This is a genomic window from Salmonella sp. JXY0409-18 (assembly GCF_020268625.1).
Lineage (GTDB): Bacteria > Pseudomonadota > Gammaproteobacteria > Enterobacterales > Enterobacteriaceae > Salmonella > Salmonella enterica.
Genome location: NZ_CP084216.1, coordinates 854,411 through 868,490 on the forward strand (window position 1 = coordinate 854,411; position 14,080 = coordinate 868,490).

At 53.1% G+C, this 14,080-nt stretch carries 13 protein-coding genes; 9 read left to right on the plus strand and 4 right to left on the minus strand.

Features of this window, described 5'->3' with window-relative positions:
• Positions 1-80: 80 nt before the first annotated feature.
• The 4 genes from LDB27_RS04130 to mutH form a co-directional block, all read right to left on the minus strand.
• Positions 81-1,121 carry an NADP(H)-dependent aldo-keto reductase gene (locus LDB27_RS04130; protein WP_000558960.1) on the minus strand — a complete coding sequence of 347 codons (1,041 nt, stop codon included), beginning with the start codon at positions 1,119-1,121 and terminating at the stop codon, positions 81-83.
• Between the two features lie 190 nt (positions 1,122-1,311).
• Positions 1,312-1,530: a YgdI/YgdR family lipoprotein gene (locus LDB27_RS04135; RefSeq protein ID WP_000758662.1), complete on the minus strand. Its 219-nt coding sequence runs from the start codon at positions 1,528-1,530 to the stop codon at positions 1,312-1,314.
• Between the two features lie 169 nt (positions 1,531-1,699).
• Positions 1,700-2,413 carry a TerC family protein gene (locus tag LDB27_RS04140; RefSeq protein ID WP_000895635.1) on the minus strand — a complete coding sequence of 238 codons (714 nt, stop codon included), beginning with the start codon at positions 2,411-2,413 and terminating at the stop codon, positions 1,700-1,702.
• A gap of 181 nt (positions 2,414-2,594) precedes the next feature.
• Positions 2,595-3,290 carry a DNA mismatch repair endonuclease MutH gene (gene mutH / locus LDB27_RS04145; RefSeq protein WP_001274930.1) on the minus strand — a complete coding sequence of 232 codons (696 nt, stop codon included), beginning with the start codon at positions 3,288-3,290 and terminating at the stop codon, positions 2,595-2,597.
• A 682-nt stretch (positions 3,291-3,972) separates the two neighbouring features.
• Here mutH and rppH point away from each other — a divergent pair.
• The 9 genes from rppH (at position 3,973) to recC (ending at position 13,959) form a co-directional block, all read left to right on the plus strand.
• Complete coding sequence (gene rppH / locus LDB27_RS04150; protein ID WP_000564481.1) at positions 3,973-4,503, plus strand: RNA pyrophosphohydrolase; 531 nt, start codon at positions 3,973-3,975, stop codon at positions 4,501-4,503.
• A gap of 12 nt (positions 4,504-4,515) precedes the next feature.
• The gene (gene ptsP / locus LDB27_RS04155) at positions 4,516-6,762 is read left to right on the plus strand and encodes a phosphoenolpyruvate--protein phosphotransferase (protein ID WP_000957887.1); all 2,247 of its coding nucleotides are present in this window, start codon (positions 4,516-4,518) and stop codon (positions 6,760-6,762) included.
• A gap of 215 nt (positions 6,763-6,977) precedes the next feature.
• Positions 6,978-7,853, plus strand: coding sequence for a prolipoprotein diacylglyceryl transferase (gene lgt / locus LDB27_RS04160; RefSeq protein WP_000204647.1), 876 nt, complete (start codon positions 6,978-6,980; stop codon positions 7,851-7,853).
• A 6-nt stretch (positions 7,854-7,859) separates the two neighbouring features.
• Positions 7,860-8,654 (plus strand): thymidylate synthase, encoded by a 795-nt coding sequence (thyA, locus tag LDB27_RS04165; RefSeq protein ID WP_000816247.1) that lies wholly within the window; start codon positions 7,860-7,862, stop codon positions 8,652-8,654.
• Between the two features lie 184 nt (positions 8,655-8,838).
• Entirely contained in the window at positions 8,839-9,309 is a 471-nt protein-coding gene (locus LDB27_RS04170; protein WP_000744672.1) for a prepilin peptidase-dependent protein, read from the plus strand.
• Positions 9,300-9,863: a prepilin peptidase-dependent protein gene (locus tag LDB27_RS04175; protein WP_000029156.1), complete on the plus strand. Its 564-nt coding sequence runs from the start codon at positions 9,300-9,302 to the stop codon at positions 9,861-9,863. Before LDB27_RS04170 ends, LDB27_RS04175 begins: the two co-directional genes overlap by 10 nt.
• Entirely contained in the window at positions 9,860-10,267 is a 408-nt protein-coding gene (locus LDB27_RS04180; protein ID WP_001078532.1) for a DUF2509 family protein, read from the plus strand. The genes LDB27_RS04175 and LDB27_RS04180 overlap by 4 nt, the downstream gene beginning before the upstream one ends.
• On the plus strand, positions 10,252-10,572 hold the full coding sequence (locus LDB27_RS04185) for a prepilin-type N-terminal cleavage/methylation domain-containing protein (RefSeq protein WP_000019285.1): 321 nt from the start codon (positions 10,252-10,254) through the stop codon (positions 10,570-10,572). Before LDB27_RS04180 ends, LDB27_RS04185 begins: the two co-directional genes overlap by 16 nt.
• Before the next feature lie 15 nt (positions 10,573-10,587).
• Positions 10,588-13,959, plus strand: coding sequence for an exodeoxyribonuclease V subunit gamma (gene recC, locus LDB27_RS04190; RefSeq protein ID WP_000946813.1), 3,372 nt, complete (start codon positions 10,588-10,590; stop codon positions 13,957-13,959).
• Positions 13,960-14,080: the final 121 nt, after the last annotated feature.

Here is a 14,080-nt window from a genome sequence, read left to right on the forward strand (position 1 = left end):
ATGCCGGGCGGCGAGTGCGCGTTATCCGGCTTACATTGTCTCTGTAAGCCCGGAAGCGTAGCGCCACCGGGCACTGACTATCACGGCGCCGGGTAGGTATAAACCTGATGCGCCGCCTCAATCTCCGCCAGGACCTCTTCGCTTAACGTCAGATGCAGACTTTCCACATTCGTCTTGAGCTGCGCCATCGTGGTTGCGCCCAGTAACGTACTGGCGACAAACGGCTGGCGGCGAACAAAGGCCAGCGCCATCTGCGCCGGATCAAGATTGTGACGCTTCGCGATATCGACGTAGGCGGCAACGGCTTTTTGCGCCTGTTCGCCGCTGTAACGTGTGAAGCGGCTGAACAAGGTATTCCGCGCGCCTGCGGGTTTGGCCCCGTTCAGGTATTTACCGGTTAATGTGCCAAACGCCAGACAGGAGTAGGCGAGCAATTCAACACCTTCATACTGGCTGACTTCCGCCAGCCCGACCTCGTAGCTGCGGTTTAACAGGCTATAGGGGTTCTGGATAGTGACAATACGCGGCAGGTCATGTTTTTCCGCCAGATGCAGATAGCGCATAACGCCAAACGCTGTCTCATTTGAAACGCCAATATAACGAATCTTACCCGCTCGCTGAAACTCACTTAGCGCGTCTAACGTCTCCAGCAGACTTACTACTGGCGTGGAGTCCGTCCAGTTATAGCCGAGTTTACCGAAGCAGTTAGTGGGGCGCTGCGGCCAGTGCACCTGATACAAATCCAGATAGTCGGTCTGCAACCGGGTCAAACTGTCGTGTAGCGCTTCGCGAATATTTTTACGATCCAGCGCCTGATGAGGCCGGATGCCTTGATCATTATTACGTGCCGGTCCGCTAACTTTGCTGGCGATGATCAGTTTTTCACGGTTGCCGCGTTTGGCGAGCCAGTTACCGATATAGGATTCCGTCAGCCCTTGTGTTTCCGGGCGCGGCGGTACCGGATACATCTCGGCGGCGTCGATAAGGTTAATGCCATTTGCGATGGCATAGTCGAGCTGTGCGTGAGCGTCGGCTTCGCTGTTTTGTTCACCAAATGTCATTGTGCCCAGCCCTAGCGTACTTACTTCGAGCGAGCTGTGGGGTATACGGTGATAGTGCATAGCCGTTTCCTTTTTATTATGAAGTCAGAAATTCCCGACAAAGGACAATAAAAATGGCAGAGGGAAGGCAAAAGGGAAAGTAAAATTGCAGGCTGCGCGGCGTAATTGTTACCGGGCGTGGTCGCCACGCACCGTTACAGGACGCAGCCTGAAGGTTTGCAGAACGCTGACCTCGATCACAGGCCACCGCTTAACGTTCGATGATTTGAGACACTTCGTCACGGTTGATTTGCATCTCGTTTCCCTGTGCATCGGTATAGCTGACCAGACCGGTATCATCGTCAACTTGTGGTTTTCCATCGGTCAGGATCATACGACCATCTTTCGTCGCCATTACATAATCGCTGCTGCATCCGGATACCGCAAAAGCCAACCCTACTGCGGAAATTACAACTGCCCACTTTTTCATCCGTTTGTCCTCACATAGCCTGCATCTGATAATAGTCTGTTAATCATATGTCTGATAATAGTCTAGTAATAACGCGCAGCTCTGCATGTCGGAAGCAGCAAAATCTTAATCTGTGAGAAGAAAGGAAATAAAGTGAGTATTCGCTCCCCGGCGGGGGAGCGAGACAGGATTACAGCGGATTCTTTTTATTACGCAACAGGTTCAGGCTCTCTACTGCGATAGAGAAGAACATGGCGAAATAGATATACCCTTTCGGAACGTGAACGTCGAAACTTTCCAGAATCAGGGTAAAGCCAACCAGGATCAGAAAGGAGAGCGCCAGCATTTTTACCGACGGATGACGATCGACAAACTCGCCGATGGGCCGTGCCGCAAACATCATGACGCCCACGGCAATAACGACTGCCGCCATCATAATAAACAGATGATCGGAGAGGCCAACCGCTGTGATAACTGAATCAAGGCTGAAAATAATATCCAGCAGCATAATCTGCACTATTGCGCCCAGGAAAGAAGAAACCCGGGTTTTTAACCCTTCTTCTTCGCCTTCGATGGACTCATGGATCTCCTTGCTGGCTTTCCAGATTAAAAATAACCCGCCCAGTAACAGAATGAGATCGCGAGCGGAAATCGCTTCGCCGAAAAGCTCAAACAGCGGATTAGTCAGACGAGTGACCCAGGCGATTGACGCCAGCAGCGCCAGGCGCATAACCATCGCCGCCGCCAACCCAAGCCGCCGTGCGTGGTTTCGTTGCGCCGTAGGAAGTTTTGCTACCACCAGAGAAAGAAAAATAATGTTGTCGATCCCAAGTACAATCTCCAGCAGCGTCAGCGTACCGAGCGCCAGCCAGGCATTAGGATCGGTTATCCATGCAAATAACATCGAACAAAGTCCTGCCAAAAAAAGAAGCGGTAATTATAGGCCCGTCGAGTGACGGGCGAAAGCCCAGGCTGAATTTGCGCAACCAGGAACGGTGTAAAATAGCGGCGACAATACGCTTACGTTTATCCGGCATCGGCCCGATGCGTAGCCATAGCGGAGGCGCATTTGCGTGTAATGGACGTTACGGATTCTGCAATAAAAAATGGCGAGCCAGCAGCGCCTGCGTAAAATTTTTTTTCAGATAAAATCCACGCGGTAGCGTCAAAATAGGTTCCCCGCGCGCGCCGATAGCCTCGGTGAGCGCCCTGGCATTGGCGGCTTTGGGTCGCAGTTGCAAGACTTCGCCATGGCGGGCGGTAATGCGTTCCACCTGGCCCAGCACTATCATGTCCATCAGCTCTTCCCAGTCGAGGCGTAGCTGCCTGTCCTCTTCTTCACTCGGACTCCAGAGTAGCGGCGAACCTACGCGGCGTTCGGCTAACGGTATGCTGCGATCGCCTTCGACCGGTACCCATAGCACGCGCTTCAATTTATGCCGTACGTGACTTGTCTCCCAGGTCACGCCGCTGTTACCGGTTAACGGCGCCACGCAAACAAAGGTTGTTTCCAGAGGACGACCCAGACTATCCACCGGGATGGTTTTCAGTTCTACGCCTAACGCGGCGAAATCCTGCTCCGGCTTGCTCCCGGCGCTGGCGCCGAGCCAGATCTCCAGCAAGACGCCGATCCAGCCTTTGTCTCGCTTCAAATCTTTAGGCGTGGTAATGCCGGCCATCGCCGCCAGCTCGCCTAACGTATAGCCGGAAAGCTGCCGCGCCTGGGCTAACAGCAATGCTTCCGAAGCAGGCGGAGTCAGTAGCGGACAAAGAGCGGACATGACAATTACCTTAGGTCAAAAAGTGAGCAGTGATTTTATACCGTATGGGCAGAGTTTATCTTTTTCTGTGTCTTATATTCAATAGACTGATTTTTATTGCCTTTTTTGTGTTGTTTCTTCGTGTTGCGCAACGCTGAAGCGGGTTTTCCAATTCTGGTCACTGACAATAAACAGGATCTTACACTATGTTATCCACAGAAAGTTGGGATAACTGTGTAAAACCACCACTACTGTTTCCATTTACAGCCTTGACGTGCGACGAAAATCGAAAATTCAGACAAATAGTGCGTAAGTTATTGGCACAATCTGTGGATAAAACCGACGCTGGTTGATCTTTCATCAGCATAAGGATCTTAGATGTGATGCTGGTCACGCTTTATGAAGGTGGCATGTAAGATTTGTCTATAACACAATGAATATAAGGAACTATTTTTACTGCCTCCAGTATGAGGAATTCAGACTGTTCTGGGTTTTCCCGTGGTAATTCCATACTTCTTCACAACTATATCCACAGAAAAGGTGAATAAAATGGCGCAAGGGCGTCATCATCTGTTTATAACTCGGCTATTTACTGTGAGTTATTCAATTGTTATTAGGCTGTGTCACTATTACAGAGTGGTTTACCGCCTCACTGGAGTATGAAACAATCGTTCATATATAAGGTTTATGTTGAGGTAGTCCGGTGATTGATGACGATGGCTACCGCCCAAATGTAGGTATCGTAATTTGTAATCGTCAGGGGCAGGTGATGTGGGCCCGGCGATTTGGTCAGCACTCCTGGCAGTTCCCGCAGGGCGGGATAAATCCAGGGGAGTCGGCAGAACAGGCGATGTACCGGGAACTGTTTGAAGAAGTTGGGTTAAGCCGTAAAGATGTGCGGATCCTTGCTTCTACTCGCAACTGGTTGCGTTACAAGTTACCAAAACGTTTGGTGCGTTGGGACACAAAGCCGGTATGTATCGGCCAGAAACAAAAGTGGTTTCTTTTGCAGTTAATGAGCGCCGACGCCGAAATCAATATGCAAACCAGCAGTACGCCGGAGTTTGACGGCTGGCGCTGGGTAAGTTACTGGTATCCGGTTCGACAAGTGGTGTCATTTAAACGCGATGTCTACCGCAGGGTAATGAAAGAGTTTGCAAGTGTTGTCATGGCGCTTCAGGATAATCCCCCTAAGCTACAAAGCGCGCCTGCTTATCGACGTAAAAGAGGTTAAGCCACGCAAATTATGCTCACTCGCCTGCGCGAAATAGTCGAAAAAGTGGCCAGTGCGCCGCGTCTGAACGAGGCGCTGAATATTCTGGTCACGGATATCTGTCTTGCGATGGATACAGAGGTTTGCTCGGTTTACCTGGCCGATCATGACCGACGCTGTTATTACCTGATGGCGACGCGGGGGTTGAAAAAACCGCGTGGTCGAACCGTTGCGCTTGCGTTTGATGAGGGGATCGTCGGTCTGGTGGGCAGGCTGGCGGAACCCATTAACCTTGCCGATGCGCAAAAACATCCCAGCTTTAAATACATTCCTTCGGTAAAAGAGGAACGTTTTCGCGCGTTTCTCGGCGTGCCGATCATTCAGCGTCGCCAACTTCTCGGCGTGCTGGTCGTACAGCAGCGCGAATTGCGCCAGTACGATGAAAGCGAAGAGTCTTTCCTCGTCACGCTCGCTACGCAGATGGCGGCTATCCTGTCACAGTCGCAGGTCACAGCGCTGTTCGGGCAATACCGGCAGACGCGAATCCGCGCGCTTCCTGCGGCGCCGGGCGTGGCTATCGCAACGGGCTGGCAAGACGCGACCATGCCGCTGATGGAACAGGTTTACGAAGCGTCTACGCTGGATACCTCTCTTGAACGCGAACGACTGACCGGCGCGCTGGAAGAGGCGGCGAACGAATTCCGACGATACAGCAAACGCTTTGCCGCCGGCGCGCAAAAAGAGACGGCGGCCATTTTCGATCTGTACTCACACCTGCTTTCAGATGCCAGACTGCGTCGCGAACTCTTCGCCGAGGTCGACAAAGGCGCTGTTGCGGAGTGGGCCGTTAAAAAAATCATCGAAAAATTTGCCGAGCAATTTGCGGCGCTAACCGATAACTACCTCAAAGAACGTGCGGGAGACTTACGCACGCTGGGGCAGCGGCTGTTATTCCACCTTGATGATTCAGTTCAGGGGCCAAACGCTTGGCCGGAACGTTTTATTCTGGTCGCGGATGAGCTGTCGGCGACCACCCTGGCGGAGCTGCCGCAGGACAGGCTGGCGGGCGTTGTAGTGCGCGACGGCGCGGCAAACTCGCATGCGGCGATTATGGTGCGCGCGCTCGGTATCCCGACCGTCATGGGCGCGGATATCCAACCTTCGGTGCTACATCGCCGTACGTTGGTGGTGGATGGCTATCGCGGTGAATTACTGGTCGATCCTGAACCCGTGCTTATTCAGGAATATCAGCGGCTCATTAGTGAAGAGATAGAACTCAGTCGTCTGGCGGAGGACGACGTCAATCTTCCCGCCCAACTGAAAAGCGGCGAGCGAGTCAAAGTGATGCTGAATGCCGGGCTCAGTCCCGAGCATGAGGAAAAGTTAGGCAGTCGGATCGACGGTATCGGCCTGTACCGTACTGAAATTCCCTTTATGCTGCAAAGCGGGTTTCCCTCGGAAGAAGAGCAGGTGGCGCAGTATCAAGGGATGCTGCAAATGTTTAACGATAAACCGGTGACGCTGCGGACCCTGGATGTGGGAGCGGATAAGCAACTGCCCTATATGCCGATCAGCGAGGAGAACCCGTGTCTGGGCTGGCGCGGGATCCGCATTACGCTGGATCAGCCGGAGATATTTTTGATCCAGGTCCGCGCGATGCTGCGTGCCAATGCGGCGACTGGCAACCTCAGTATTTTGTTGCCGATGGTCACCAGTATTGATGAAGTCGATGAAGCGCGGCGTCTGATCGAACGCGCCGGGCGCGAGGTCGAGGAGATGATCGGCTATGCGATCCCGAAACCGCGTATCGGCATTATGCTGGAAGTACCGTCAATGGTATTTATGCTGCCGCATCTGGCTAACCGGATCGACTTTATCTCGGTCGGTACCAACGATTTAACACAATATATCCTGGCGGTAGATCGCAACAACACTCGCGTGGCCAGTATTTATGACAGTCTGCATCCGGCTATGCTGCGCGCGCTGTCCATGATTGCACAGGAAGCCGAAAAACATGGTCTCGATCTTCGCTTGTGCGGCGAGATGGCGGGCGATCCGATGTGCGTGGCGATTCTTATCGGTCTGGGATATCGCCATCTTTCGATGAATGGCCGTTCGGTAGCGCGTGTGAAATATCTGCTGCGGCATATCGATTTTGAAGACGCGCAAACCCTTGCCAGACGCAGCCTTGAGGCGCAGATGGCGACCGAGGTGCGTCATCAGGTGGCGGCGTTTATGGAGCGCCGCGGGATGGGGGGATTGATTCGCGGAGGGTTGTAACGACTGGAGCGGGAAAAGAGAGTGACTGTGGATTCACGGCGCAGACAACACGCCTGCAAGATGAAAGACAATGCGTATACATATCTTTTAACGGTAATCGGCATCTCGCTTTTAACCCTTGTGCTATTATTCGCACCTTTGGAGCGTCTGCAACGCGCAGGCGCGCTTATCAATCGCTATCTCTTCAGCGAAATAACAAGAAATTGTGGTGACAGATGACCAGTAGCTATCTGCATTTTCCGGACTTTGATCCGGTCATTTTCTCAATTGGGCCCGTCGCGCTTCACTGGTATGGCTTGATGTATCTGGTGGGGTTCGTTTTCGCGATGTGGTTGGCGGTGCGTCGCGCTAACCGTCCGGGAAGCGGTTGGACCAAAAACGAAGTTGAAAATTTACTCTATGCAGGTTTCCTGGGGGTCTTCCTGGGGGGGCGAATTGGCTATGTCCTGTTTTATAACTTCCCTCTGTTTCTGGATAACCCGCTCTATTTATTCCGTGTCTGGGACGGCGGCATGTCCTTCCACGGCGGGCTTATCGGCGTGATACTGGTGATGATTATTTTCGCCAGGCGCACGAAGCGCTCGTTCTTTCAGGTGTCTGATTTTATTGCGCCGTTAATTCCGTTCGGCCTGGGCGCCGGGCGTCTGGGCAACTTTATCAACGGTGAATTGTGGGGGCGCGTCGATCCTAACTTCCGGTTTGCCATGCTCTTTCCTGGCTCACGCGCGGAAGATATTGCGCTGCTGCCGTCACATCCGCAATGGCAGCCTATTTTTGATACCTACGGCGTATTGCCGCGCCACCCTTCCCAGTTGTATGAGCTGGCATTAGAAGGCGTGGTGCTGTTTATCATCCTTAATCTCTTTATTCGCAAACCGCGTCCGATGGGCGCAGTCTCCGGATTATTCCTGATTGGCTATGGCGCGTTTCGTATCATTGTTGAATTCTTCCGCCAGCCGGACGCGCAATTTACCGGCGCGTGGGTACAGTACATCAGCATGGGGCAGATTCTCTCTATCCCGATGATTATCGCTGGCGCGATCATGATGGTTTGGGCATATCGCCGCCGCCCGCAGCAACACGTTTCCTGAGGAACCATGAAACAGTATTTAGAACTGATGCAAAAAGTGCTGGATGAAGGCACACAGAAAAACGACCGTACCGGCACCGGCACGCTTTCCATTTTTGGCCATCAGATGCGTTTTAACCTGCAGGAAGGCTTTCCGCTGGTGACGACAAAACGCTGCCATTTACGTTCAATTATTCACGAACTGCTATGGTTTTTGCAGGGCGATACCAACATCGCTTACCTGCACGAAAATAATGTCACCATCTGGGACGAATGGGCCGATGAGAACGGCGATTTAGGCCCGGTTTATGGTAAGCAGTGGCGTGCATGGCCAACACCGGATGGCCGCCATATCGATCAGATCGCCACGGTCTTAAGCCAGCTTAAAAACGACCCGGACTCTCGTCGTATTATCGTTTCTGCGTGGAACGTCGGCGAGCTGGATAAGATGGCGCTGGCGCCGTGTCACGCCTTTTTCCAGTTTTATGTCGCAGATGGAAAACTCTCCTGTCAGCTTTATCAGCGCTCCTGCGATGTGTTCCTCGGTCTGCCGTTCAACATTGCCAGCTACGCGTTACTGGTGCATATGATGGCGCAACAGTGCGACCTGGACGTCGGCGATTTTGTCTGGACCGGCGGCGACACGCACCTGTACAGCAACCATATGGAGCAGACGCACCTGCAATTAAGCCGTGAACCGCGCGCGCTGCCGAAGTTGGTCATTAAGCGTAAACCTGATTCGCTTTTTGACTACCGGTTCGATGATTTCGAAATTGAAGGCTATGATCCGCACCCCGGTATTAAAGCGCCGGTCGCTATCTAAGCGCTGACGATCCTGCCATAACCGACGTCATCGCGCGTCGGTTTTTTTTACCCTTTGTCTCAATCTTCGGCGCGGATTCCTGAAATTTTGCAACGCGCTGCAAAACATGAACTTTTTTCCGTAACGCGCCGAACAATCTGTATTTGGCGCTCGTTATTTTTTCTCCGCCCGCCATACTGCCGACATGAAAAAACAACAGGGCTATACGCTCATTGAAACGGTGGTCGCGATGTCGCTCATTATCATTCTCAGCGCCACAGGACTTTATGGCTGGCAACGTTGGCAGCAGCAACAGCGCCTGTGGCAAACCGCATGTCAGGTGCGGGATTATCTGCTGCAACTTCGTGAGGACGCTCACTGGCATAACCGCGATCACATTCTTCGCGTGGTCAGCGAAGGCGTTTCATGGTGCTTTGTCAGCTCTGTTGCTACGCAAACATCGTGTACGCCATCTTCCCCCTTTGTGTTTACGCCCGACTGGCGTGATGTCGTCCTTGCCGATATCACGCCATCGTTAGCCTTCTTTGGCTTGCGCAATACGGCATGGGCAGGGCACATCGTACTGAAAAACGCTGCCGGAGAGTGGCGTCTGGTCGTCTCCTCCTGGGGGCGAATCAGGCTATGCGAGCGTAACGAGGCCGCCACGTGTCAATAACCACGCGGGGGTTCTCGCTACTGGAGGTTGTGCTGGCGATGGCGATAGGTTCCATTTTACTGCTTGGATCCGCACGATTTTTACCGGCGCTACAGCGTGAGATCTGGCACAACACGCGACAGTTATCGCTGGAAGATGAAATCTGGCAGCGAACCTATACCGTAGCGAAGCATCTTCAACGTGCGGGTTACTGTCATGGCCACTGTACTGGCGAAGGGTTACATCTTGCTGAACAGGGGCAATGCGTCATCGTTCAGTGGGACGGGAATAATAACGGTGTCTGGGATACCATACCGGCGAAAGAGGCCGACCAGACCGGGTTCCGTATGAAGGATAACGTTCTGGAAACATTACGCGGAGCAACATCTTGCCAGGGGAAGGGATGGGAAAAAATGACCGATCCCAATACGGTACTCATCACGGCTTTTACCGTTGAGCGACGGGATATAACGGGATTCTCGCCAGTGCTCATGCTGCATCTGCGCGGCGCCAGCAAAGCCGAGCCTCAGACGGTTATTGACGCGCAATACAGCGTAACGGGATTTAATCTGTGAATCGGGAACGTGGCGCTTCTTCGCTAATACTGGCGCTTTTAATACTGATTCTGGGTAGTCTGCTACTGCAAGGCGTAAATCAGCAGCAGGCCAGCTATGCCGCCCGCGTGACGACGCAGAGCCTGGCGATACAACGCCAGGCGCTCGTACAGTCGGCGCTGGAATGGGGGCGGGGGCAGCTATGGTCAGGCGTAACCGAAATGGAATGTCGGCGCTATTCCTCTTCAGGGGCAAGAGTCTGTTTGCGGAGATTATCGGGGGATGAGGTGGTGATGGCGGCGCAAGATGACGGCATGACGTTATGGCGTTTGGGCAACGTCATTCAGGGAAGTATTGTCTTTTCTCCCCACGGCTGGAGCGATTTTTGTCCGTTAAAAGAGGTGGCGTTATGTCGCATCCCCTGAATTTACAACGCGGGTTTAGCCTCCCGGAAGTTTTAGTGGCGATGGTTCTAATAGTAATGATCGTCACCGCGCTGTCAGGCTATCAGCGGGTATTAATGCACAGTTTTGCATTACGACACCAGTATCTCCAGATCTGGCGGCAGGCGTGGCAGCAAACGGCGCTGTATCCATTTTCGCCTGCTGAAGGCTGGAAGGCCAACCGGATGCAGACAACGCAATCGGGATGTGTCAGCATCAGCGTCACGATGGTTTCACCCTCTGGCAGGCAGGGGCAGATGACGCGCTTGCATTGTCCAAATCGTTAATCGTCAGGAGTAATTATGTTAAGGGTCTACCACTCCAATCGTCTGGATGTGCTGGAAGCGTTGATGGAGTTCATCGTCGAACGCGAGCGGCTGGATGATCCCTTTGAACCAGAAATGATTCTGGTTCAAAGCACGGGTATGGCGCAGTGGCTGCAGATGACCCTTTCACAAAAGTTTGGTATTGCGGCGAATATCGCTTTTCCGTTACCGGCGAGTTTTATCTGGGAGATGTTTGTCCGCGTGTTGCCGGATATCCCCAAAGAAAGCGCTTTCAGCAAACAAAGCATGAGCTGGAAACTGATGACCTTGCTGCCACAGTTGCTGGATAAGGATGAGTTTGTACTGCTGCGCCATTATCTGACCGACGACACCGATAAACGCAAACTCTTTCAGCTTTCCGCGCGCGCTGCCGACCTGTTCGATCAGTATCTGGTTTATCGGCCTGACTGGCTTACGCAGTGGGAAGCAGGAAAAAGCGTGGAAGGTCTGGGGGAGGCGCAAAACTGGCAGGCGCTGCTGTGGAAAGCATTGGTGGAATATACCGCCGCGCTGGGGCAGCCACGCTGGCATCGCGCCAATCTCTACCAACGCTTTATTCAAACGCTGGAAAGCGCGACCGCCTGCCCGCCAGGGTTGCCGTCCCGCGTTTTTATTTGCGGCATTTCCGCGTTACCGCCAGTGTATCTCAGAGCGTTGCAGGCGCTGGGCAAACATATTGAAATCCATCTCCTTTTTACTAATCCGTGTCGGTATTACTGGGGGGACATTAAAGACCCAGCCTGGCTGGCAAAACTCATGGCCCGCCAGCGTCGTCACAGTTTTGAAGACCGTCATTTACCGTTGTTCCGTGAAAACCAGAATCCGGAAGCCTTGTTTAACAGCGACGGCGAACAGGATATCGGTAATCCGCTACTGGCCTCATGGGGAAAACTGGGGCGGGATTATATCTACCTGCTATCTGAACTGGAAAACAGCCAGGAGCTGGATGCGTTTGTTGATATTACGCCAGATAATCTTTTGCATCGGATTCAGGCGGATATTCTTGAACTGGAAAGCCATGCGGTGGCGGGCGTAAATCTTGAGGAGTATTCGCGCAGCGACAATAAGCGTCTGCTCGATCCTGAGGATAACAGCCTCTCTTTTCACGTTTGTCACAGCCCGCAGCGCGAGGTGGAAATACTGCACGATCGCCTGCTGGCGATGCTGGAAGCCGATCCGACACTAACGCCGCGCGACATTATCGTTATGGTGGCTGATATTGACAGCTATAGCCCGTTTATCCAGGCGGTATTTGGTAGCGCGCCAACGGAGCGCTATCTGCCTTATGCCATTTCCGATCGGCGGGCGCGTCAGTCACATCCGGTGTTACAGGCATTTATCAGCCTACTTTCGTTACCGGACAGCCGCTTCGTCTCCGAGGATGTTCTGGCGTTGTTAGACGTACCGGTATTGGCTGCCCGCTTTACGATCAACGAAGAAGGGCTGCGTTATTTGCGCTTGTGGGTCAATGAGTCAGGCATTCGCTGGGGAATTGACGATGACAACGTACGCGAGCTGGAACTTCCTGCCACGGGACAGCATACATGGCAATTTGGCCTGACGCGTATGCTGCTGGGGTATGCCATGGAAAGCGCCCAGGGCGAGTGGCAGTCGGTTCTGCCTTATGACGAATCCAGCGGTCTGATTGCTGAGCTGGTCGGGCATCTGGCTTCGCTGCTGATGCAGCTTAATATCTGGCGGCGCGGTCTGGCGCAGGAGCGACCGCTGGAAGAGTGGTTGCCCGTTTGTCGCGACATGCTCAATGATTTCTTCCTGCCCGATGCGGACACGGAAGCGGCAATGACATTGATTGAACAGCAGTGGCAGGCCATTATCGCCGAAGGCGTCGCGGCGGAATATGGCGACGCGGTACCGATTTCGCTACTGCGGGATGAACTGGCGCAGCGTCTGGATCAGGAACGTATTAGCCAGCGCTTCCTGGCGGGCCCCATCAATATTTGTACGCTGATGCCGATGCGTTCCATTCCGTTCAGAGTCGTTTGCCTGCTGGGAATGAACGACGGCGTATACCCGCGCCAGCTTGCGCCGTTGGGCTTTGACCTGATGAGCCAAAAACCCATGCGCGGGGATCGTAGCCGTCGCGACGATGACCGATACCTGTTTCTGGAAGCGTTAATCTCGGCGCAGCAGACGCTGTATATCAGCTACATCGGTCGCTCCATCCAGGATAATAGCGAACGCTTTCCCTCTGTACTGGTGCAAGAATTGGTGGATTACATCGGACAAAGCCACTATTTGCCGGGCGACGAAACGCTGACCTGTGATGAGAGCGAAGCACGAGTCAAAGCGCATATTACGCGTCTGCATACCCGTATGCCTTTTGATGCGCAAAATTACCAACCCGGCGAACAGCAAAGTTATGCCAGAGAGTGGTTGCCCGCGGCGAGTCAGTCGGGAAAAGCGCATTCTGACTTTGTGCAGCCGCTTTCTTTTACGATGCCGGAAACATTGACTCTGGAAAGTCTGCAGCGTTTTTGGGCCCATCCGGTACGCGCATTTTTTCAGATGCGGCTTCAGGTTAATTTCCGCTCGGAAGAGAGTGAGATTCCTGATGCGGAACCGTTTGAATTAGAGGGATTGACGCGATATCAACTTAACCAACAGTTGCTCAATACGCTGGTTGAAGAGGACGACGCCGAACGCTTGTTCCGCCGTTTCCGGGCTGCGGGAGAGTTGCCTTACGGCGCGTTTGGCGAAATATTCTGGGATGCGCAATGCCAGGAGATGCAGCAACTGGCAAGCCGGGTCATCGCCTGTCGTAAGCCGAGCCAAAGCCTGGAAGTGGATCTGCTTTGCAATGGCGTTCAGCTAACCGGCTGGCTACCGCAGGTACAGGAGGATGGATTATTGCGCTGGCGTCCCGCTTTAATCAGCGTTGCGCAAGGTGTGCAACTTTGGCTGGAACACCTTGTCTATTGTGCCAGCGGCGGGAGTGGCGAAAGTCGTCTGTTTTTGCGCAAAGAGGGAGAATGGCGATTTCCGCCACTTGATAAAGCGCAGGCAATGGCTTACCTGGCGCAACTGATTGAAGGCTACCGGGAAGGCATGTCTTCTCCGCTATTGGTACTGCCGGAAAGCGGCGGCGCATGGATAAAAGCCTGTTATGACGCTGAAAATGATGTCATGTTAGACGATGATGATACCTTACAGAAGGCCAGGACAAAGTTTTTACTGGCTTATGAAGGCAACATGATGGTGAGCGGCGAAGGCGAAGATATCTGGTATCAACGTCTTTGGCGTCAGCTGGAATCTGAAACGTTGCAGGCTATCATTGCGCAGTCCCGACATTACCTGTTACCGCTGTTTCGTTTTAATCAGTCTCGTTGATTGTATGAAAATCGCGCAATTAAAAGGCTTCGACTATGATGCGCTCTTCGTCACGGACTGATGACTGATAAAAAGATGCTGCCTGGTTCAGCACAATAATATCCCGTTCTGCTCAGGTCGA